21 protein-coding genes and 1 riboswitch are annotated in these 19,913 nt (G+C 55.3%); of the genes, 17 read left to right on the forward strand and 4 right to left on the reverse strand.

Annotated elements, in window-relative coordinates:
* Nucleotides 1-2: 2 nt before the first annotated feature.
* Both rpmD and rplO read left to right on the forward strand, forming a co-directional pair.
* Nucleotides 3-191 (forward strand): 50S ribosomal protein L30, encoded by a 189-nt coding sequence (gene rpmD, locus KJY78_RS04045; protein ID WP_214337334.1) that lies wholly within the window; start codon nucleotides 3-5, stop codon nucleotides 189-191.
* Nucleotides 191-646 (forward strand): 50S ribosomal protein L15, encoded by a 456-nt coding sequence (gene rplO, locus KJY78_RS04050; RefSeq protein ID WP_214337335.1) that lies wholly within the window; start codon nucleotides 191-193, stop codon nucleotides 644-646. The genes rpmD and rplO overlap by 1 nt, the downstream gene beginning before the upstream one ends.
* Before the next feature lie 243 nt (nucleotides 647-889).
* Here rplO and KJY78_RS04055 read toward each other — a convergent pair whose 3' ends face one another.
* The 3 genes from KJY78_RS04055 to KJY78_RS04065 are packed head-to-tail and all read right to left on the reverse strand — an operon-like array spanning nucleotide 890 to nucleotide 2,790.
* Complete coding sequence (locus KJY78_RS04055; RefSeq protein ID WP_214337336.1) at nucleotides 890-1,918, reverse strand: EamA family transporter; 1,029 nt, start codon at nucleotides 1,916-1,918, stop codon at nucleotides 890-892.
* 7 nt (nucleotides 1,919-1,925) lie between these two features.
* Nucleotides 1,926-2,381, reverse strand: coding sequence for a GNAT family N-acetyltransferase (locus KJY78_RS04060; RefSeq protein WP_214337337.1), 456 nt, complete (start codon nucleotides 2,379-2,381; stop codon nucleotides 1,926-1,928).
* A gap of 40 nt (nucleotides 2,382-2,421) precedes the next feature.
* The gene (locus KJY78_RS04065) at nucleotides 2,422-2,790 is read right to left on the reverse strand and encodes a DUF2568 domain-containing protein (protein ID WP_214337338.1); all 369 of its coding nucleotides are present in this window, start codon (nucleotides 2,788-2,790) and stop codon (nucleotides 2,422-2,424) included.
* A gap of 383 nt (nucleotides 2,791-3,173) precedes the next feature.
* Nucleotides 3,174-3,255: riboswitch (ZMP/ZTP riboswitch) on the forward strand.
* 43 nt (nucleotides 3,256-3,298) lie between these two features.
* On the opposite strand from KJY78_RS04065, the gene glyA reads away from it, so the two are divergent.
* The 3 genes from glyA to KJY78_RS04080 are packed head-to-tail and all read left to right on the forward strand — an operon-like array spanning nucleotide 3,299 to nucleotide 6,773.
* A complete protein-coding gene (gene glyA, locus KJY78_RS04070) occupies nucleotides 3,299-4,579 on the forward strand; it encodes a serine hydroxymethyltransferase (RefSeq protein ID WP_214337339.1) in 1,281 nt (426 codons plus the stop codon).
* 12 nt (nucleotides 4,580-4,591) lie between these two features.
* A complete protein-coding gene (locus tag KJY78_RS04075) occupies nucleotides 4,592-5,506 on the forward strand; it encodes a bifunctional methylenetetrahydrofolate dehydrogenase/methenyltetrahydrofolate cyclohydrolase (protein ID WP_214337340.1) in 915 nt (304 codons plus the stop codon).
* Entirely contained in the window at nucleotides 5,496-6,773 is a 1,278-nt protein-coding gene (locus KJY78_RS04080; RefSeq protein WP_214337341.1) for a M23 family metallopeptidase, read from the forward strand. Before KJY78_RS04075 ends, KJY78_RS04080 begins: the two co-directional genes overlap by 11 nt.
* Nucleotides 6,774-6,954: 181 nt before the next feature.
* Here the strand turns inward: KJY78_RS04080 and ppa are convergent, their stop codons facing one another.
* Complete coding sequence (ppa, locus tag KJY78_RS04085; protein ID WP_214337342.1) at nucleotides 6,955-7,452, reverse strand: inorganic diphosphatase; 498 nt, start codon at nucleotides 7,450-7,452, stop codon at nucleotides 6,955-6,957.
* An 84-nt stretch (nucleotides 7,453-7,536) separates the two neighbouring features.
* On the opposite strand from ppa, the gene tilS reads away from it, so the two are divergent.
* The 12 genes from tilS to lysS all read left to right on the forward strand — a co-directional run bounded on the left by tilS (nucleotide 7,537) and on the right by lysS (nucleotide 19,904).
* Nucleotides 7,537-8,670, forward strand: a complete 1,134-nt coding sequence (gene tilS / locus KJY78_RS04090; RefSeq protein WP_214337343.1) for a tRNA lysidine(34) synthetase TilS — start codon at nucleotides 7,537-7,539, stop codon at nucleotides 8,668-8,670.
* A 47-nt stretch (nucleotides 8,671-8,717) separates the two neighbouring features.
* The gene (gene hpt / locus KJY78_RS04095) at nucleotides 8,718-9,272 is read left to right on the forward strand and encodes a hypoxanthine phosphoribosyltransferase (RefSeq protein ID WP_214337344.1); all 555 of its coding nucleotides are present in this window, start codon (nucleotides 8,718-8,720) and stop codon (nucleotides 9,270-9,272) included.
* Between the two features lie 270 nt (nucleotides 9,273-9,542).
* A complete protein-coding gene (ftsH, locus tag KJY78_RS04100) occupies nucleotides 9,543-11,612 on the forward strand; it encodes an ATP-dependent zinc metalloprotease FtsH (protein ID WP_214337345.1) in 2,070 nt (689 codons plus the stop codon).
* Between the two features lie 18 nt (nucleotides 11,613-11,630).
* On the forward strand, nucleotides 11,631-12,260 hold the full coding sequence (folE, locus tag KJY78_RS04105; RefSeq protein WP_214337346.1) for a GTP cyclohydrolase I: 630 nt from the start codon (nucleotides 11,631-11,633) through the stop codon (nucleotides 12,258-12,260).
* Nucleotides 12,257-13,618: a dihydropteroate synthase gene (folP, locus tag KJY78_RS04110; protein WP_214337347.1), complete on the forward strand. Its 1,362-nt coding sequence runs from the start codon at nucleotides 12,257-12,259 to the stop codon at nucleotides 13,616-13,618. Before folE ends, folP begins: the two co-directional genes overlap by 4 nt.
* Before the next feature lie 23 nt (nucleotides 13,619-13,641).
* Nucleotides 13,642-13,836 (forward strand): hypothetical protein, encoded by a 195-nt coding sequence (locus tag KJY78_RS04115; protein ID WP_214337348.1) that lies wholly within the window; start codon nucleotides 13,642-13,644, stop codon nucleotides 13,834-13,836.
* Between the two features lie 5 nt (nucleotides 13,837-13,841).
* Nucleotides 13,842-14,588: a 2-amino-4-hydroxy-6-hydroxymethyldihydropteridine diphosphokinase gene (gene folK / locus KJY78_RS04120; RefSeq protein ID WP_214337349.1), complete on the forward strand. Its 747-nt coding sequence runs from the start codon at nucleotides 13,842-13,844 to the stop codon at nucleotides 14,586-14,588.
* A complete protein-coding gene (locus tag KJY78_RS04125) occupies nucleotides 14,581-15,078 on the forward strand; it encodes a DUF3180 family protein (RefSeq protein ID WP_214337350.1) in 498 nt (165 codons plus the stop codon). Before folK ends, KJY78_RS04125 begins: the two co-directional genes overlap by 8 nt.
* A gap of 167 nt (nucleotides 15,079-15,245) precedes the next feature.
* The gene (locus KJY78_RS04130; RefSeq protein ID WP_214337351.1) at nucleotides 15,246-15,734 is read left to right on the forward strand and encodes a PH domain-containing protein; all 489 of its coding nucleotides are present in this window, start codon (nucleotides 15,246-15,248) and stop codon (nucleotides 15,732-15,734) included.
* Entirely contained in the window at nucleotides 15,734-17,518 is a 1,785-nt protein-coding gene (locus KJY78_RS04135) for a PH domain-containing protein (RefSeq protein WP_214337352.1), read from the forward strand. Before KJY78_RS04130 ends, KJY78_RS04135 begins: the two co-directional genes overlap by 1 nt.
* Complete coding sequence (locus tag KJY78_RS04140; RefSeq protein ID WP_214337353.1) at nucleotides 17,502-18,251, forward strand: NAD(P)-binding domain-containing protein; 750 nt, start codon at nucleotides 17,502-17,504, stop codon at nucleotides 18,249-18,251. Before KJY78_RS04135 ends, KJY78_RS04140 begins: the two co-directional genes overlap by 17 nt.
* A gap of 174 nt (nucleotides 18,252-18,425) precedes the next feature.
* Entirely contained in the window at nucleotides 18,426-19,904 is a 1,479-nt protein-coding gene (gene lysS / locus KJY78_RS04145) for a lysine--tRNA ligase (RefSeq protein ID WP_250544176.1), read from the forward strand.
* The last annotated feature ends 9 nt before the right edge of the window (nucleotides 19,905-19,913 follow it).

A 19,913-nucleotide genomic window follows, 5' to 3' on the forward strand; every position in this document is an offset into this window, starting at 1 on the left:
TTATGGCTAAGGCTCTTAAAATTACTCAGCTGAAATCAAAAATCAGCGAGAAGCAAAATCATCGTGACACACTGCGTAGCCTGGGGCTGCGTAAAATTGGACAGTCCGTTGTGCGTGAAGATAATTCACAAAACCGCGGATACATCAATGCAGTGCGTCACCTGGTAAAGGTTGAGGAGGTTGATGCATAATGAGCGAGACCAAAGAAACACAGATTCTTAAGGCTCACCACCTGCGTCCAGCTCCCGGAGCTAAAAAAGCCAAAACTCGCGTGGGTCGTGGTGAAGGCTCTAAGGGTAAAACCGCTGGTCGCGGCACCAAAGGATCAAAAGCTCGTAATCAGATCCGTGCAGGATTTGAGGGTGGTCAGATGCCATTACATATGCGCACACCAAAACTGCGCGGCTTTAAAAATCCATTCCGTACCGAGTATCAGGTTGTTAATGTTGGTAAGCTCGCTGAGCTTTACCCACAGGGTGGCGAGGTTACTGTGGCGGATCTGGTTGCTAAGGGTGCTGTGCGCAAGAAGCAGCCGGTTAAGGTGCTTGGCAATGGCGACGTTAGCGTGAAGCTAATTGTTAGCGTTGATAAGGTATCAGGTTCTGCCGCAGAAAAAATTGCTGCGGCAGGCGGTGAGATTAAATAAGCTTCGATACCATAAAAACAAGCACGGCGAGCGGAAAACCCCGCTCGCCGTGCTTGTTTATGGTTTGCATTGCCTTTTACGGCTGCTCTGTTCTAGTGTTGCTCGGGTGGCGGCGCGGCTGGTAGCTAGTGGCTGCGACCGCGCGGATGCTGGAGGTTGTGCGGTTGCGGTTGTGTGATTGCTGGTAACGGTCTGCGGCGGTGCGCGGTTAATTCCGCCAACCTATAGTTTAGAGCACCCGATTTAAGGCAGCGAATCTTTATCGATATCCGCTTTCACAATTGGGATGCTGCCGGTTGAAGCGAACATGATCTGATCCTGCTCGCGCTGTTTTTCAGCGCGCGAGAGGCGGTGTCTGCCTCGAATTTTCTTGCTGCGCACCTTTTTGCGCAGGTTTGAAACGCTGCCCGCAACAACAATGCTAACTGCAATCCAAATGGCCAGATACGCTGGCATTTCACTGTACGCTATTGTTTCGCCGAGCAGTATCGCCGCGCCGAGCAGCAACAGTGGCTCCACGTATGAGAGCAGCCCAAACAGCGACAGCGGCATGAGCAGCGAAGACAGCACCCAGATTGTGAAAACAACCGTGGCGAATGCGCTGATTAGAAAAGCGTAGAGAAAAGCGATTGGTTTGGTTTCCAGCGCAACAGAGTTTGGCAGAGTGATTGCAAAAACAACTATTGTGGGCACGAGAATGCAGGCAAACTCCCAAAACATCCCAGACAGGGTTGCAAAGCCCATGATCCGCCGCAGCGCAAAATACAGCGGATACCCGAGCGAGATCCAAAGCGCCTCCCACGAGAAGCCGCCAAACCTGACGATCTCATAAACCACCCCAGCGGCGGCGAAGATAACAGCGAGCCAGTGCCACCAGAGCAGTTTATCTTTGAAAACAAACCGACCAACCAGCAGCAGGGTTATTGGCAGCATGAAATACCCGAGCGAAACCTGGATGCCGCGCCCAGAGAGTGGCCCGTAAGCGAAAATCCACAGTTGCGAGGCGAGCATCAACCCGCAGAATAGCAGGCTTATAAACCTGATTTTGCGATTCCAAATATAGCGCCAGGTTTTTAATAGCACCGGTGCTTGTTTGGTGAAAATAAACACGAGCAGCATTGCCGGTGTGGCGAGCATAATGCGAATGGCAGCGACTTCTAGCGCCGAAAGCGGCAGCGTGTAGGGTGTTATAAAAAACAGTACGCTAAAGCCAACCGAGCTTGCTAGCAGAAGCGCGGTTCCTTTACCAACGGAGGTCTGATGTTGATGCATTCTGTGTTCAGCCTGGGATGTCGTAAGCCCCGATAATTTCGCCGTATTCCGTTTCTCCCACGGGCTTAAAACCAACGTTCAGGAAGAACTTTTCAGGGCTTGACTCGCCACGCTCCCACAGCACGGTGACGCGATCAATACCGCGCCGCTGCGCCTCTGCCATGAGCTCTTTCACGATGTAGCTGCCGATACCGAGACCCTGCGCATCCGCCGCCACGTTGATACGCCAGAGAGCCGCGCGAAACTCCTCACGGGTGGCTTCCGGATCGAAATTAGCGTGAATAAACCCAACCACCTTGTTATCGCGCAAAACAACTCGCTGCCAAGACGTTTTGGGCTGTAAAACAGCCGCAGCGTACGAAGTGGGGGCAATAAACTGCTCCTGCCCGGGTTTTAGGCTCAGCGAGTTAACCTCAACGATTGTTGCGGCGGATAGTTCTGCTAGGCGGAGATAATCTGTCATACAGAGCAGACTACTATAAAGATCGCGCGATGCGCAAAGTCTAGTGTGGCAGGCGGTATGTTGTGGTGACCCAGGAGTCGAAATACGCGATAACGGCCACGGTCACAAATAGCGGCGCAATAATAACCCAACTCACGCCCGTGAGCGCGGCGGCAGCGAATCCGCCAGCATAGAACACCAGCGCGACTGCGGCGCGTGCGAACCTATCTGCGCGAAGCACGGGGCGAGCGGATAGGAACAGCGCCCACACTAGAGCAACTCCGAGACTGGCGCTGATCGCGATTAGCACGCCGGGCAAGGGGAGCGCGAAATTTGTGAGCGCCCAGGCGACGATTGCGGCGAGCGTGAGCACGTCGAACAGGCTGCGCACGAGGGCGAGAATAACTATTGCACGATTTTTCTTCTGCATTATTGATATTTTAGACTATTTGCCCCGGTTGTGGGTGGGGGGCACTACCGGGGCAGGCGCGACTTACTGCATCCGTTCCCAATTGCTGCAGTTGCTGCGCGGTCGCGTTGTGATTTACGCACACTACCTTCTGCTTGATATAGGATTCCTCGTCGAGATCGTTGATCGCAAAGTGCGCGGTTGTGTCAACTAGTTTAACTCTGTGTTGTGTTTCTGACAAGTGCCTCGCTAGCAGCGTTTACGATGCCCGGTTTGTCGTTGTATTTCAGTGTGAGCACTCATGTTTTGTTATGGATACAGATTTTAGTTGAGTTTTATGTAATTTAAGCCGAAATGCTTGCTGGCAGTTTTCTAAGTTTTTACGGTCTAGGTATCTACTAAACTGGATTTGTCGCAACTGGCGTCAAGATGGGTGACCATCGGGGAGCGACACACCTTGTAAGGCCGCTCGCCCGGGTCATGCAACCTCGTGTTGTAAGTTAAACAATCCATTAAAACGGAGGACAGAATGCTGCAAGAATCGTTTTTTAACCAGCCACTGGCACAGGTGGATTCTGAGATCGCGCGCGTTTTAGATGCTGAGCTTGATCGACAGCGCAACACTCTTGAGATGATTGCGAGCGAAAACTTTGTGCCACTTGCGGTTTTAGAAGCTGCCGGTAGTGTGCTCACAAACAAGTACGCTGAGGGTTATCCCGGGCGCCGCTACTATGGCGGATGTGAGGCCGTCGATGTTGCAGAAGAGCTCGCCAGAGAGCGGGCTAAAGAGTTGTTTGGCGCAAAATACGCAAACGTGCAACCGCACTCGGGCGCGAGCGCAAACGCTGCGGTGTTAAGTGCTCTAGCGGAGCCAGGAAATACGATTTTGGGGCTTGATCTCGCGCACGGCGGGCATTTAACGCACGGCATGAAACTTAATTTTTCAGGCAAGCTATACCGGGCTATTGCTTACGGAGTAGACCCTGAAACAATGCTGATTGATATGCAAAAAGTCCGTGAAATAGCGCTGCAGGAGCGCCCGCGGGTGATTATTGCCGGGTGGTCGGCGTATCCGCGCACCCTTGACTTTGCAGAGTTTAGGCGCATTGCCGACGAGGTTGGTGCGTATTTGTGGGTTGATATGGCGCATTTTGCGGGACTTGTTGCCGCCGGGTTGTATCCGTCACCGGTGCCGCACGCGCACGTTGTCAGCTCAACCGTGCATAAAACTATTGGCGGTCCGCGATCAGGATTTATTCTTACCAACGATTTAGAAATGCACAAGAAAATAAACAGTAACGTGTTCCCGGGGCAGCAGGGCGGCCCGCTGATGCACATTATCGCCGGTAAAGCGGTTGCTTTTAAGCTCGCCGCAACCGCAGAGTTTAAAGATCGTCAGGAGCGTACCCTGCGCGGTGCAAAACTGCTCGCCGAGGAGCTTGTGAGCGGGGAGTCTCAAAAAGCCGGGGTTGATGTGCTGACGGGTGGCACTGATGTGCACCTGGTGCTTGCGGATCTGCGCAAATCTGAGCTGGACGGTTTAACAGCGGAGGCTGCTTTGCACGAGGCGGGGGTTACAGTAAACCGTAATTCTGTGCCGTTTGATCCGCGTCCGCCAATGATTTCTAGCGGTGTGCGGATTGGCACCGCAGCCCTTGCGACCAGGGGCTTTGGTGATGCCGAGTTTGCCGAGGTTGCAAAGATTGTGGCGGCGGTTTTGCAGGGGCATGATCCTGCCGGTTTGAAGCCGCAGGTTGCTGAACTGACAGCCAGATTTCCGCTTTACACAACGATTCAGAAGCAGCTTTAGGGGGGGGGTATTTTGAGCGCGGTTATACTCGATGGCAAAACCTGTGCGGCGCGGTTAAAAACAGAGCTGGCGCAGCGCGTAACAGTGCTTAAAGAGCGCGGTGTTGTGTGCGGTTTGGCAACGGTTTTGGTGGGTGATGATCCCGCGTCAAAATGGTATGTTAGCGGCAAGCACAGCGACTGCGCAGAGGTTGGAATCGCGTCGATTAAGCGTGAGTTGCCCGGTGATGTATCACAGAACGAGCTTGAAGCGGTTTTGCAGGAGCTAAACGAAAACCCAGACTGCACCGGCTATATTGTGCAGTTGCCCCTGCCGAAACATCTTGACATTTCCTGCGTGCTGGAGCTGATTGACCCGGCAAAAGATGCGGACGGGCTGCACCCGACCAACCTTGGCAGGCTGCTTTTGAATGTAAATGAGGCAATTAACACCCCGCTGCCATGCACTCCGCGCGCTGTTATTGAGCTGGGCGAGAGGTGCGGTATCGACTTTAACGGCAAACACGTTGTTGTTGTGGGGCGCGGGGCGACAGTGGGCAGACCCATTGCGCCGCTGCTAACCAGGCGTGAAATTAACGCGACTGTGACGTTAACGCACACGGGCACTAAAAATCTCGATGAGCTGCTTTTGCAAGCGGATGTGATTGTTGCGGCATCCGGTGTTGCCAGGATGGTCGGACCCGCGAGCGTGAAGCCGGGCGCGGTCGTGTTTGACGTGGGGGTTTCAAGGCGCGTTGATCCGGTAACCGGTAAATCGAATGTTGTTGGCGATGTAGACCCTGCTGTTGCAGAGGTCGCCGGTGCGATGTCACCAAACCCGGGCGGAGTGGGACCTATGACGCGGGCTTTGCTGCTTAAAAACGTTGTTGAAATGGCTGAGCGCGCCGCCAAATCTGGGCTTAGAAAGGATGATAGTTATGACTGCTAAGAGGCGATTTTTCTTTCGCAAAGACAGGCTGTTTGTGCTCGGCGTGGCTTTTGTTCTGGTGCTTGGTAGCAGCGTTGTTGGCGATAGCCTGCAGCAAAAACCGGCGTATGCGGTTGATCTGCCAAACTGGGATGATGTGCAGGCTGCTAAAGAAAACGAGGCAGCGACAGCGGAAAAAGTGCGTCAGGTTGAAGGGCTCTTAAAGAAGGTTAAAGACCAGCAGCAGGCGCTTGAAGCTGAGGCTGAAACAGCTTCGCAGCGTTCTGTGCAGGCACAGCAGAAGTTTGAAGAGGCGGATTCGCGCGCAAAAGCGCTGGAGTCACAGGCCAGTGCTAAAAAAGAAGAGGCTGCTAAGGCTGCTGAAGCTGCTGCTTCGATTGTTTCGCAAATGTATCGTTCCGGCGGTGTTGACAGTAACGTGAAACTGTTTTTGAACGATGATGAGAAAAGCTCAGCGGAGCTTTTGAACAGGCTTTCGGTGCTGGCTAAAGCAACCGAACGCAACACTGAGATCTCACAGGCTGCAACACAGGCGCATAATACGGCGGTGGCGCTTGAAGCGCAGGCGGCTAAGGCCGCCGGAGAGCGTGAAAAGTTCTTCAATATCGCAAAGCAGGAGCTTGACGTTGCCGCGCGCGCGGTTGAAAACAACCGTACAAAACAGATAGAGGCGGAGCAAAACCAGAAAGTGCTTGAAGCGCAGCTGGCTGCTCTGCGCGACACAACGACCGCCACTGTTGCGGGCTATCAGGAGCGCCTGCGGCAAGAAGAAGAGGATAGACAGCGCGCTATTGCAGCCGCTGCGGCGGCAGCTGCGGCACGCCGCCAGGAAAGCGCCCCCTCTAACGGGGGCGGATCTGCTCCGCCGGATACGGGAGGAGACTGGGGGTATCCGCTCGCTCCTGGAACATATAGCATCAGCTGCGCCTACCTGTGTTATCAGGGGCACCGTGGCATAGACCTGGCGGCGGATGTTGGCACGCCGATTTATGCGGCGACTTCGGGTACTGTGAGCTATGCCGGATGGTATGGCGGCGGCGGTAATGCCGTGCTGTTAGATAACGGAGGCGGTGTGCAGACGCGCTACTTCCACATGGTGAGCGCGCCCGTTGTTGGCTACGGGCAGCGGGTTGGCAAAGGTCAAATTCTGGGCTATGTTGGTTCAACCGGGTTTTCAACCGGGCCTCATCTGCACTTTGAGACGCGCGTTTACGGCGACCCTAATAATCCTTACTACTTTATGCGTGACAGGGGTGTTGGTCTGTAATCGGGAGCGACTTGTGGTAGGTATGCTTTGGCAGGTGCGATACGAATGTCTTGTAAAAACAGGGCGTGGCTGACTAATAGCGCCGCAGCAGGGTGCGTCCGCTTTGGTTTGTGCAAACCGCCCAAACCAAAGCGGGCTGACACCGTGTGTTGGAGGTGGCAGCCCGCTTAAGTTTTAGCTATTAGTGTTTCGAGCCTGATTCTGCAAGGCGGGCAATTGCCTCCTTGATCAGTTTTTCTGCCTCTTGGGCACTGCCCCAAGCGTCCACTTTAACCCATTTGCCTGGTTCGAGATCTTTGTAGCGCTCAAAGAAGTGCTCAATTTCTTTGCGTGTATACTTGGGAATATCGGTCACATCTTGAATGTGCTGCCAGCGCGGGTCTTTGCTCTGCACCGCGATAACCTTATCGTCGCCGCCGGCCTCATCGCTCATGCGTAACACTCCAACGGGGCGCACTTTAATACCGACTCCCGGGAAAACAGGGTAGTCGAGCAGAACCAGTACGTCTAGCGGGTCGCCGTCTTCCCCTAGGGTGTTCTCGAAAAACCCATAGTCGGTGGGGTACACAAAGTTCGTGTAGAGCACACGATCAAGATACACCCGACCGGTTTCGTGATCAACCTCGTATTTATTGCGGCTTCCTTTGGGAATCTCGATTACAGCATCAAAGTTTGCCATGGTCGCTCCTTGTGGCATAGTTGTGGTTTCAGATACGCAATAAATTGTACTTGTGCCTGGCTTGGAGCAGGCTAAAATTGTGATGTGAGACCTAAACTATCGCCCGCCGTAGCAAAAATCAGGGTTGCGGTGCGGGGCTGGGTGACTTCCCTTGAGCCGCAGGCAGGCCCTTTGGTTGTTGCGCTATCGGGGGGCGCGGATTCGCTGGCTCTCACCTCGGCGGTGCTGTTTGAGGCGCAAAAACGCGGTTTCAAGGTGCACGCGGTGACGGTTGATCACCGGCTGCAAAACGGCTCTTGCAGTGTTGCGCAGCGCGCCACTGCGCAGGCCGCAGATATGGGAGCGGATCGGGCGCTGGTGCTGCAAGTTAGCGTTGCGAACGACGGCGCGGGTGGTCTGGAAGCGGCGGCGCGTGACGCGCGATATGCGGCGCTGCTGGAGTATTGCGCGCAGGTGGGTGCGCAGCGGTTGTTTGTGGGGCACACCCTGAACGACCAGGCTGAGCAAGTTTTGATGGCACTTGCGCGCGGTTCGGGCACTCGTGCGCTCAGCGCGATTGCCCCACAGCGGGGGCTTATTGTGCGCCCTCTGCTGACCGTCAGCAGGCAAGACACTGAGCGCGCCTGCCGGGCAGAGAATATTAGCTACTGGCGCGATCCGCAAAATGCGGATCCGCGGTTTCTGCGCGCCCGCGTACGGCACGAGCTGCTGCCCGTGATGAGCGAGGTTCTGGGGGCGCGGTTGCCTGATGCCCTGGCTCGCACGGCGGAGCTGGCGAGAGCGGATGCCGACGCGCTGGACGCAATAGCCGTGGCAGAATACGCGCGCATCGCACGGCACGAGCGGGTTGTGTGCGGCAACGAGACTCCCCGTGGCGAGTGGGCGATGCGCGATAGAAAAACCGTGCGTAACGAAAAGATCGCGGGCGCTGCAGCGCCCGCGCGTGAGGAAAAGACTGTGCGCGGGGGGCAAATTGTGCTAGACGAGCCGTGCATTGCGTTGCGGGCACAGGCGCTAGTGGAGCTGCCGCAGGCGTTGCGCACGCGCGTGATCAGAATTGCCGGGCAAGAAATTAGCGGGTGTGCACTCACAATGCTGCACACCAGCGCGATCGCCGAGCTGGTTACTAACTGGCGCGGGCAGCAGCGAGTTGAAGCACCCAATTTACGGGTGTGGCGTGCTTCGGGAGAGCTTATTTTTGTGCCGCACAAAATTTGAGCGCTACGATAGATACCTATTTTGACACTTATATTTGAGGGGGAATAATGCGCGCCGGTGATGTGCAAGCAGATCTTAGCAAGGTGCTCTACACGGAGCAGCAGCTGCGCGCCAGAATAGCCGAGGTTGCCAGGCAAATCGAGGCTGATTACACTGCCGAACCGCCTCTGCTGGTTGGCGTGCTCAAAGGTGCGGTGATGATTATGGCGGATCTCTCCCGCGAGCTGAAGTTTATGCCCGAGATGGATTGGATGGCGGTTTCAAGCTACGGTGCCGGCACGAAATCTAGCGGGGTTGTGAAGATCCTTAAGGATCTCGACACCGATGTTATGGGGCGCGACGTTTTAATTGTTGAAGACATTATCGATTCTGGTCTGACCCTGTCATGGCTTAAAGAAAACCTACTAACGCGCGGCGCTAAAAGCGTGAAAATCTGCACGATGCTGCGCAAGCCGGAGGCGCTGAAGACCGATATTAGCGTTGAGTATATTGGGTACGATATTCCTTCGGAGTTTGTTGTTGGTTACGGGCTAGACTACGCCGAAAAATACCGCAACCTGCGCGATATTGCTGTTTTAGCGCCTCACGTGTACGAAAACTAGAGCGGATCAGCCAGCGCGGCTTATTGCGCGGCGCTTAGCGCTGGTATCTAGCGCGAGTGCCTGTTTCGCTGGTCTATGAGCGCTGGCTTGGAGCGCGCGGGCATAAATTACCGCCTCCCTTATGAGTGGCGAAGTGAACACGTGCGCGCCCGCGATTCGCTATTGTGTGACGTTTACTCGGACGTCCCTGGAGAATTTTCAGCACTAACTCTAATTGGGAGGGTAATCTATACTGAAATCCGTGTTTGTTTTCAGAGAAAGGCTTAATTCGTGGCAGAAACTGACTCGAAGCGTAAAAAGTTTTTACGAGGCCCGTACATTTACTTGCTGGTTGCCCCGATTATCGTGCTAATTGGTTGGTCTATTTTTGCTGGCAGCAGCAATCCTGAAATTAAAACTGAGCGCGGGCTTGAGATTCTAAAAAATCAGGAAATACAGACCGCAAAAATAGTTGACGGCGAGCAGCGGGTTGATCTGCAGTTGGCAACAGAAGACAAAGAAACCGGCTCTAAAAACCTGCACTTTTTCTACGTGAAGCAGCGCGGTGACGCTGTTGTTGAGGCGATAGACAAGGCGAAAATTAAAAACGGTTACACTGACGAAGTGCCGCAGCCGAACCCGTTTTTTTCTATTCTGAGCCTGTTTTTGCCGATTATTATTTTTGGGCTGCTGTTCTGGTTCTTTATTTCCGCGATGGGCAACGGCAACAAGATGATGCAGATTGGCAAGTCGCGTGCCAAACTGGCTTCCAAAGAAACCCCGCAGGTGCGTTTTGATGATGTCGCAGGTGCTGAAGAAGCGGTTGAAGAGCTGCACGAAATTAAAGATTTTCTTGAAGACTCAGCGCGATTTTTGGCGGTTGGCGCGAAAATCCCGAAGGGTGTTCTGCTGTACGGTCCTCCGGGAACGGGTAAAACCCTGCTGGCGCGCGCCGTAGCTGGTGAGGCCGGGGTTCCTTTTTACTCTATTTCAGGCTCTGACTTTGTTGAAATGTTCGTGGGCGTTGGCGCGAGCCGCGTGCGCGATCTGTTCAAAGAGGCAAAAGCAAACTCTCCGGCAATTATTTTTATTGACGAAATCGACGCGGTCGGTCAGAAGCGCGGTCACGGCATGGGCGGTGGTCACGATGAGCGCGAGCAAACGCTAAACCAGATGCTCGTTGAGATGGACGGCTTTGAGAGCGACGCAAATGTGATTATGATCGCCGCAACAAACCGCCCGGATATGCTCGACCCGGCGCTTTTGCGCCCGGGGCGTTTCGACCGCCAAATAGGTGTTGACGCGCCGTCAATGAAGGGCCGCCGCGATATTCTCGAAGTGCACTCAAAGGGTAAGCCGCTTTCTAAAAACGTTGATCTTGACAGCGTAGCTCGTAAAACCCCGGGATTCACGGGAGCGGATCTTGCTAACGTGCTCAACGAGGCGGCTCTTCTAACTGCCCGCTCGCACGCGCAGCTGATTGACAATCGCGCGCTCGACGAGGCTATTGACAGGGTTATGGCTGGTCCGCAACGGCGGACGCGCATGATGAAAGACCATGAGCGACTTGTTACCGCATACCACGAGGGTGGGCATGCGCTTGTTGCTGCGGGGCTAAACCACACCGATCCGGTTACTAAGATTACGATTCTGCCTCGCGGTAGGGCGCTGGGCTACACTCTGGTGCTGCCGCTTGACGATAAATACTCGGTGAGCCGTAACGAACTGCAGGATCAGATCGCCTATGCGCTCGGAGGTCGTGTTGCCGAAGAGTTGATCTTCCACGATCCAACAACCGGCGCGGGTAACGATATTGACAAAGCAACCGATATTGCGCGCAAAATGGTTACCGATTACGGAATGTCGGCGAAACTCGGGCCGATTAAACTCGGCAATGCCGACAGCTCAGCTTTTATGGCAGACTCAACCGCGGGTGGTTCTTACTCCGGTGTGACAGCGCAAGAGATTGACGCTGAAGTGCGTGAAATTATGGAGCAGGGTCACAACGAAGCGTACGAGATTATCGTTAATAACCGCGAGATTCTTGACCGGCTAGCTCTAGAGCTGCTCGAAAAAGAAACTCTCGATCACAACGAGATCGCAGAAATCTTTAAGGACGTTAAAAAAATCGCACCGCGCCCAACCTGGCTTTCCAGCAAGGAGCGCCCTGTTTCTGATATTCCGCCAATTAAAGTGCCAGATAGTGTTAGCGCTGATGTTAATCATGCGGCAGCTAACGCGGTTTCTAACTCTAATACTGAGTTGCCAGCAAATCCGCACTCTGCGCCGAAAATAAAACCGGGCGCGGGCGAGCTGCCACTGGCATCGCCAGACACCGGTGGTGGCGTTGATAACGCCTAGGTGTTAGCAAGTTGAGCAATGACTTTTGCGGGTAACAGGGAGACTATTGAGACCGCGGTTAAACAGATTTTAATCGCGCTCGGCGAAGATCCTGCAAGAGACGGGTTAGCGCAGACTCCGGCGCGGGTTGCCGAGAATCTAGCGCAGATGTGTGCCGGAGTTGGGGCGGATGCGTTGCAGTGCTTTGCTAAAACGCTGCCGGTTGAAAACGCTGTAGCGCAGACTGTTGCGGTGCGGGAAATAGCTTTTAGCTCGCTGTGCGAGCACCACCTGATGCCGTTTTACGGCACTGTCGCTGTTGCTTATTTGCCGCGGCACAGGCTGGCCGGGTTGGGTTCCGTTGCCGCCGCAATTGAAGTGCTTGCCGCTAAACCGCAGCTGCAGGAGCGTTTTAATGCCGAACTGGTGGATGCTGTGCAGCAGGGGTTGCAGACGCGCGGTGTGCTGGCGGTTGTAACAGCTAGGCACGGCTGTTTAAGCGACCGCGGCGCTAAAGCGCGCGAGGCGACGCTGACAACCGTTGCAGCGAGCGGCGAGCTTACCTCGGGCGAACTAAGAGCAGAGGCTCTGACGCTGCTCGGTTTTAGCGCGGGCGAGGCGACCGGCGGTGAAAAAACTACGAACAAACCTTTGCGAGAGTTGCTATGACGCTTTTAATGGGGATTCTTAACCTCACCCCAGACAGTTTTAGTGATGGCGGTGAGGTTAGCGGCGTTGCTCAGGCTTTAGCGGCGGCGCAGGCTATGGCGGACACCGGCGCTGCCATTATCGACATTGGCGGGGAGAGCACGCGTCCCGGCTCTGAGCGAATTGCGCCGGATCTTGAGCAGCGCAGAATCCTGGATGCTGTGAGCGCGATAGCTGCTGCCGGGCACACTGTTTCGGTGGATACCGTGCACGTCGCGACCGCAAAACTCGCGCTCGCGCGCGGTGCAAAAATTGTGAACGATGTTTCTGGCGGGCTGTATGATCCGCTAATGCTGGCGACAGTTGCGCAGGCAGGGGCGAGCTATATTATTGGGCACTGGCGTGGGTTTCCGAAAAAAAACTATTCGCGCAGTGTTTACCGTGATGTAGTTGTTGAGGTGTGCGCGGCGCTGCGGGAGCGGATTGCCGCGGCGCTTGCGGCAGGAATTTCGCCCGCGCGTATTATTGTTGATCCGGGGCTTGGTTTTGATAAAACACCGGATCAGTGCTGGGAGCTGTTAAACCGCATCGAGGAGCTGCAGGAGCTGGGGTATCCGGTGCTAATCGGGGCGAGTCGGAAGCGGATGATCGCCGACTGTGTGCGCGAAGCGGGGGTGCAGCAGCCCGGGCTTGCTGAGCTTGATGCGATTACCGCGTTGGTGAGCGCTCACTGTGCGCGAGCCGGTGTGTGGGGTGTACGCGTACACAGTGTGCCAGCGAGCGCGCTGGCACTGCGTGCGACAGCTAAACTGGGCGAAGTGGACGCGAGGCCGGATGCGCCAGTGCGTGTGAAACCGAGCAAAACCGGTGTCTGCGCAACCGCAGAACCGGGCGCGAAACATGACGATGCGGACGCGTGTGCGATGGCAGAACCTGGTAGGGGCGATCCGCTGCCCGCCAACGTAGCGCAGCCGCCCGCCGGAGTTTCAACGCACGAACTCGACGTGATTGCGATTAAAGGGCTTGCAGTGTTTGCGCGGCACGGTGTTTTTGAGCACGAAAAGCAATCCGGGCAGACTTTTTATATCGACTGCGAGGTGCGCCTCGCGGCGCGCGCAGGCAGCGCGGTTGATGATATTGCAAAGACTGTAAACTACGCCGAGCTTGCAGCCGAGCTCGAGCGTGTGGCAACTGAAACCGTGCTAGATTTGATTGAAACCCTGGCAGAAAAATTGGCTGCTGCGGCGTTGAGTTTTGCTGGTGTGTGTGCGACCACGGTCACAGTGCATAAGCCGTCGGCGTCCGTTGCGCAAAAAGTTTCCGATATTCTAGTAACAGTAACCAGAACCCGCGAGGCGCACTGTGCGCTGCGCAATTAACCATAAAAACTAGGAGGAACACCGTGTCTTGCGCTTGTAAGTCAACATCAAAAACCACAACCGGGCTTGTTATCGGCTCAGCTTCCGGGTGCGGCTGCACGTCTGATAAGCCGCAGTCGCAGGAAAGCGCAAAATATGCTGCGCAAAATAACGTTTGTGCCTGTTCTGGTAAAACAAAACCGGGCGTTGTTACCAGCGAATCAGGCTCTAGCGACTAAAAATTATGACGGTGACAGGTGGCGCGCTGCGCGCGGGCGGGCAACTTTTCCCGGTTGTTTTAGCTTTTGGGGCTAACCTGGGAGATCGTGCGCGCGTGATTCGAGCTGCGCAGCGGGAGCTTGTAGAGCACACCGAAATTGTAGCGTTTCGTGCTTCTGCCCTGATTGAGACTGTAAAACTTGACTTTGATGGTGTTGATGAGACAGCTCCCGGATACCTTAACGGGGTTGCCCTAGCTGCAACATCACTTAGTCCCGTAGAACTCTTGCGGTTAACCCAGCAGATCGAGAGCTTGCACGGCAGAGTGCGTGAAACTCCGTGGGGGGATCGCACCCTTGATATTGACATTATCTGCTATGGCGAAACCGTGCTTAACCTGCCGGATCTAACACTGCCGCACCCGCGCGCGCACGAGCGAGATTTTGTGCTTGAGCCGTGGTTGGCGCTTGATCCGGAAGCTGTTTTGCCCGGGCGTGGGCGTGTTGCCGAGTTATTGGACAGTGTTAAAAATGCGACCGTGAAACAAGGCGCGATTGGTGGGCAAGATCTTGTCAGTAACGTAATCGCGCAGCAGGGGCAGGTCGGTGAGGAATATTACGCTAATAGTGCGCCTGCGGGGCAAGGCGTGCACGGCGGGGAAGAGCGCACCGGTATTGAAACCGCGAGGCAGAACGCGTCCGGCGGGCAAAACCGCGTCAACAGTGCGCCTGCGGGGCAAGGCGCACGCACCGAGGAGGGCTGCCATGATTAAAAAACTGGCGCTGCGAGTTATTGCGACGGCGGCTTTTATCGCCGGCATTTTTGGCTATTGCGTGCAGCTGTTGGCAATTGCCGCCGGGTGGAAAATAGTCACGCCGACGCTGCTGCAATCTGCCCTGCTGCTGGCACTGCTCGTAACACTGCTAGTGCTGGGCGCGCGGCTGCGCACCCAGCGCAAAAACGCGCCGCACGAAATAAACCCCTTTGCCGCGGTAAGGCTTTTAGCGGCGGCACGTGCTGGCGCTCTGCTCGGAGCGGCCTGTGCGGGGTTCGCCGCAGGGCTTGTGCTGTGGATCATACCGCGCGTCGCAGAAACCGTGCCGCAGCTGTGGATGCCAACGCTGGTGCTGATTGTTACGGGCGTGGGGCTTGTTGCTGGTGCGCGCTGGGTTGAGAGAGTGTGCCGGATTGATCCGCCAACAGACGGCGCAGGCGGCGGTGCGGGAAATATCGCGCCGGGTGATATGCCAGAAATTGCTTAACTCGCGGCAGGAAACTCTGCCGGGGCATACTTATTTGCCAGGCACTGTGCGCGGGGCGCTGCGCCTGCTATTGCACCTGCCAGTGTGCATCCGCAGGCTGAACACTCTTCCGCAGCCGAATGTTTTGTTCAGCCGGTCGCATATATTCGGGGTGTAAAATTGTAGGCATGAGTACGGAATCATACGAGCGTAATCGGGTGTACAGAATCAGCAAGAAATACCTTTTTGTTGATTTGACAATCTCGCTTATAGCTCTGTTGCTTGAGATTATTGCCGGGTTATTCCTGGCTCATTACGAGCTCATACATATGCTCTTTGTAGCAATTGTTTACTGGTTTATTGTTGGGGCTACAATTTTAGGCGCACTGCTCTCGTGGCGCAGAATAATCTCAATCGGATATGCTTTGCGCGACGATGATTTCTTGTTTTTCCAGGGATTTTTATTTCACAAAATGACCGCGGTGCCCTACGGCAGGTTGCAGCTGGTTGAAATTAAGCGAGGTCCTATTATGCGAATTTTTAATCTTTCGTCGTTGCAGTTTGTGACCGCCGCCGCCACAGCAAACGTGAACCTGCCGGGGCTTAAGCAGGCGCACGCGGAACAGCTGCGTGACGAGCTAATGCGACTGGCTAAAGATCGTAGGAGCGATTTATAATGACGGCGCAGCAAAACTTTGAAGCACGCAACTGCGCTGCAGTCGGATTGAAGTCGGGCATGGCAGGCGTGCCAGAGCAGAGCGCGGCAGGCGTGCAACAACAGAGTTTCGTGGGTGCGCTGGAACAATCCGCCGCACCAGCATATCACAGTGCCGTAGTAATAGCGGGAGATCCAGAATGGCGACGGTTGCATCCGCTCTCCCCGCTGCTTGATTTGCTGCTGACTGTCGGTGTGCTCATCGGTATTGTGATAATTAACTTCAGGGACACGCTAGTCGAGGCGTTTTTACTCGGCAGCAATGCGGGCGGCGCAGAAGTTAAAAACGTTTTTGAACACATCAGCACGATGAGCATTACCACTCGGCTCGTGCTGGGCGCTGTTATTGCGCTGCTGCTGTTTATAATCGTGTACGGTGTGCTGAGCTGGCGATTCACACGATACCGCGTGTACGCGGGGCAAATCGAAATAAATCAGGGCATCCTCACTAAAAAATATAAGGCATTAGCGCTTAACAAGATTGTAGGGGTTGATGTTGAGCGCCGCATTGCCGCGCGCATAATGGGTCTTGCTGTGATTAAAATAGTGAGCGCGAGCGATGAAATCATACTCAGCGCGCTATCGCACGGTAACGCTAAAGAGGCGCGCGCAGACCTGCTGCGCCTGGTCGCCGTCGCAAAGCGCGAGCAGGAGGGAGTCGCTGGTGCGAGCGGGCAAACCGATGCGGTGGCGGATGATCCGCTGCAGGGTGTTCAAAATGCGCACCTGCTAGACCGGGTTGTGCACAGCGCGCTTGATCGCGACGTTAGCGCAACCGCTGTGCGGGATAAAACCCTGCTGCAGGTTCCGGTTAAAATGCTGCTGCTCGCAACACTTGCGAGAGTAGCCCCCCTTGCTTTGCTGTTTGCTGGTGCAGTTAGTGCGCTTTTCGTTTTCGTACAGGGCGAAGCTCGCGAATCTATTATTCTTACGAGTGTAAGCTCGCTAGTTCCTGTTGCGTTTGGAGTGGCCGCGTTTTTTGTTAAACACATTAACGAGGGTTACGGCTTTGTAATCGGGGTTAGCAATTCTCAGATTAGAATTTCTGCCGGGCTGTCAACAATTAAAGCCGAGACTTTGCCGCTCGATAAAATACATACGGTGCAGGTTGTGCAGCCGTTTTTGTGGCGATTTTTTGGCTGGTACATGGTTGAAGCCGTGAGCTCGGGAGTTAATAAACAGAGCGAATCCCTGACGCAGTTTAACGGCAAAAGCTACACGGCATTGCCCGTTGGGCGGGCTGCCGATATGCGCCGGGTTGTGCAATTGCTGCTGGGTGAGCGCTACAGCGAAGAGATATTTGCGGCGCAGCGCAGAGGTGCGCAGCTTAGCTACGCTGCGGCTAAACGAGCGGTACCGCTGATTGTGCTATCAGCGAGCAATGAGGGAGCCGAGGTGTTTGGTGATCGTGCTGAAAATCATGTTTTTGCTAGCCGCGGCGGGTTCTTCACCAACAGAATTGCCTATATGCTGCCCGCCAAAGCGCAGGCTGTTGTTTATCGCAGTGGCCCGCTGTTGAAACTGCTCGGGCTTGCTAAAGTATCGTTGGTGCGGCGCACTAACACGCTTTTCTATGACGTTGCGGGTTTACCTAAAAATCAGGCAAAAGAACTCTTTGAAAAACTCGCAGAGGTTTTGGCGCAGTCTGACAGCGTAGAACCGGGCGATGCCGCGGGAAAGCTGAATTTAAGCGCGCAGACGGTTGAAAACGTGCTGGCAGAAGTTGTTGATGAGCAAACTGCGTAACTCCGGGAGCGCGATCAAAAGCGGTTTTGCCGCGACCAGACTGCGTTTTGGGGTTATTGGATCCGGCGCGGTCGGGCCGATTCTCGCAAAAGCACTCGCCGGTGCAGGGCACGAGCTTGTTGGTATTACGGCTACGGGAGATGACGCGCGGGAGCGCGTGCAAGCGCTGCTGCCGGGAGTTAAGACGCTTGATGCGGAAACTCTCGTGCGCCAGAGCGCGCTGGTTATTTTTGCAGTGCCCGGTGGTGAGATGCCGCAGCTGGTGCGGGGGCTAACCAAGCTGAACGCCTGGCAGCAGGGGCAGTTGCTGTTGCATACCGCGCCAGAGCTGGGGCACAGCGTGTTTAATCCGGCGCTGGTTTGCGGAGTGATCGGGCTGGCGCTGCACCCGGCGATGGTTTTCACGGGCACTAGCCTCGATATTGCCCGGCTCAAAGAGTCGCGCATCGTGGTTACTGCGTCCGCGCCGGTGCTGCCAATTGCGCAGGCGCTCGCGCTCGAAATGGGTGCCGAGCCGGTTATTATTGCTGATGCGGATCGCCCCAAATACGCTGAAATAATGGATGCGGCACGCCACATGAGCGCGGCTGTTGTGCAGCAAACGGTTGCAAATCTTGCAAAGCTGGGGGTTAACGAGCCTGCTCTGCTGGCGGGCAGTACTATTGTGAGCAGCATCGCAGAGGCGCTGTGTGTAACTGCGCCGGAAAACCTCGACGACCTGCTTGATCGCTGATTTTGTGGCTGATCCGGGCGGCGGCGGGCTTATCCGCTATAAAAACAATATAATTAAAAGATACTTAATATTCCAAGGAGTTGTGGGGTTATGAGCAAGCAAGATGGGGTGCAAGAGGCGGGCGGCGGCGAAACACAAGAAGCGGTCGGATGCGAAGCAGAAGTGCACGAGCAGATGGCTGTGCGCATGGTAAAGCGCAACAGGTTGAACGCCGATGCTGATTTGGCGGGCGGCGCGTACCCTGTGACGGTTGCTATAACCGCAACGATTGGTGAGGTGCGTCGCGAGTTCGGGCATTTAGAGGCAGAAAACGGCAGCGCTTCCGGGCAAACGGTTGGGGTTGCCGGGCGCGTTGTAAATCTGCGCAACACTGGTAGGCTCTGCTTTGTGGCTTTGCAGGCGGGCGATGGCGCGCGATTACAGGCGATGCTGAGCGAAGCTGCTGTTGGCAAAGAGACGCTCGCGCAGTTCAAAGAACTGGTCGATTTAGGCGATCACCTTTTTGTTCGGGGCGAGGTGATTTCTAGCAAGCGCGGCGAATTGTCAGTGATGGCGGATGAGTGGCAAATAGCGTCTAAGGCGTTGGTGCCGCTGCCCAACACGTACAAAGAACTTAACGAAGAAACGCGAGTGAGACAGCGCTATCTTGACCTGATTGTGCGTGAGCAGGCGCGCACAAACGTGCTAACCCGCGCAAAAACAATGCAGAGTCTGCGTGAAACTTTTGCGGGGCGCGATTTTATCGAGATTGAAACACCAATGCTGCAAACCCTGCACGGCGGCGCTGCGGCGCGTCCGTTCACAACCTACTCGAATGCTTTTGACACCGAGCTGTATTTGCGGATCGCACCCGAACTGTATCTAAAGCGCGCGCTTGTGGGCGGTCTGGAGCGGGTCTTTGAGATTAACCGCAACTTCAGAAACGAGGGTGCCGACTCAACGCACAGCCCGGAGTTCGCAATGCTCGAAGCATATCAGGCTTATGGCGATTATAATTCGATCGCAGATTTAACCCAGGAACTGGTGCAGAACGCGGTGCGCGCGGTAAACGCGGGGACCGAGCGCGAGGGCAGCTGCGTTGCGCGCCACGCTGACGGCACTGATTCTGATTTTGGGGGCAGCTGGGATCGTATTTCAATGTACGACACTCTCTCTGAGGCTGTGGGTAAAAAAATAACCCCCGAAGCTCCGGTTGCACAGCTGCAAGAGCTTGCCGCACGCGAGGAGGTTGAGGTAAAACTCCCAAACCATGGCAAACTCGTTGAGCAGCTCTGGGAGCATTTCGTGAAAGACAGCCTGCGCCGACCCACCTTTGTGATGGATTTTCCGGTTGAAACCAGCCCGCTAACACGCCATCACAGAAGCATCCCGGGGGTTGTTGAAAAGTGGGATCTGTACGTGCATGGCTTCGAGCTTGCCACCGGATACTCGGAACTCGCCGATCCGGTTGTGCAGCGCGAGCGTTTTGTGGCGCAGGCTAAAATGGCGGCGGCGGGCGATCCTGAAGCAATGCGCGTTGATGAGGATTTTCTGCGCGCGATGGAACACGGGATGCCACCTGCCGGCGGCATGGGAATGGGAATTGACCGGCTATTGATGGCGCTAACGGGGCTTGGGATTCGCGAAACAATCCTATTCCCGCTGGTGAAGTAGGGTGGGGCA

This window comes from Canibacter zhuwentaonis (assembly GCF_018531145.1).
In the GTDB taxonomy this organism is placed as follows: Bacteria; Actinomycetota; Actinomycetes; order Actinomycetales; family Microbacteriaceae; genus Canibacter; species Canibacter zhuwentaonis.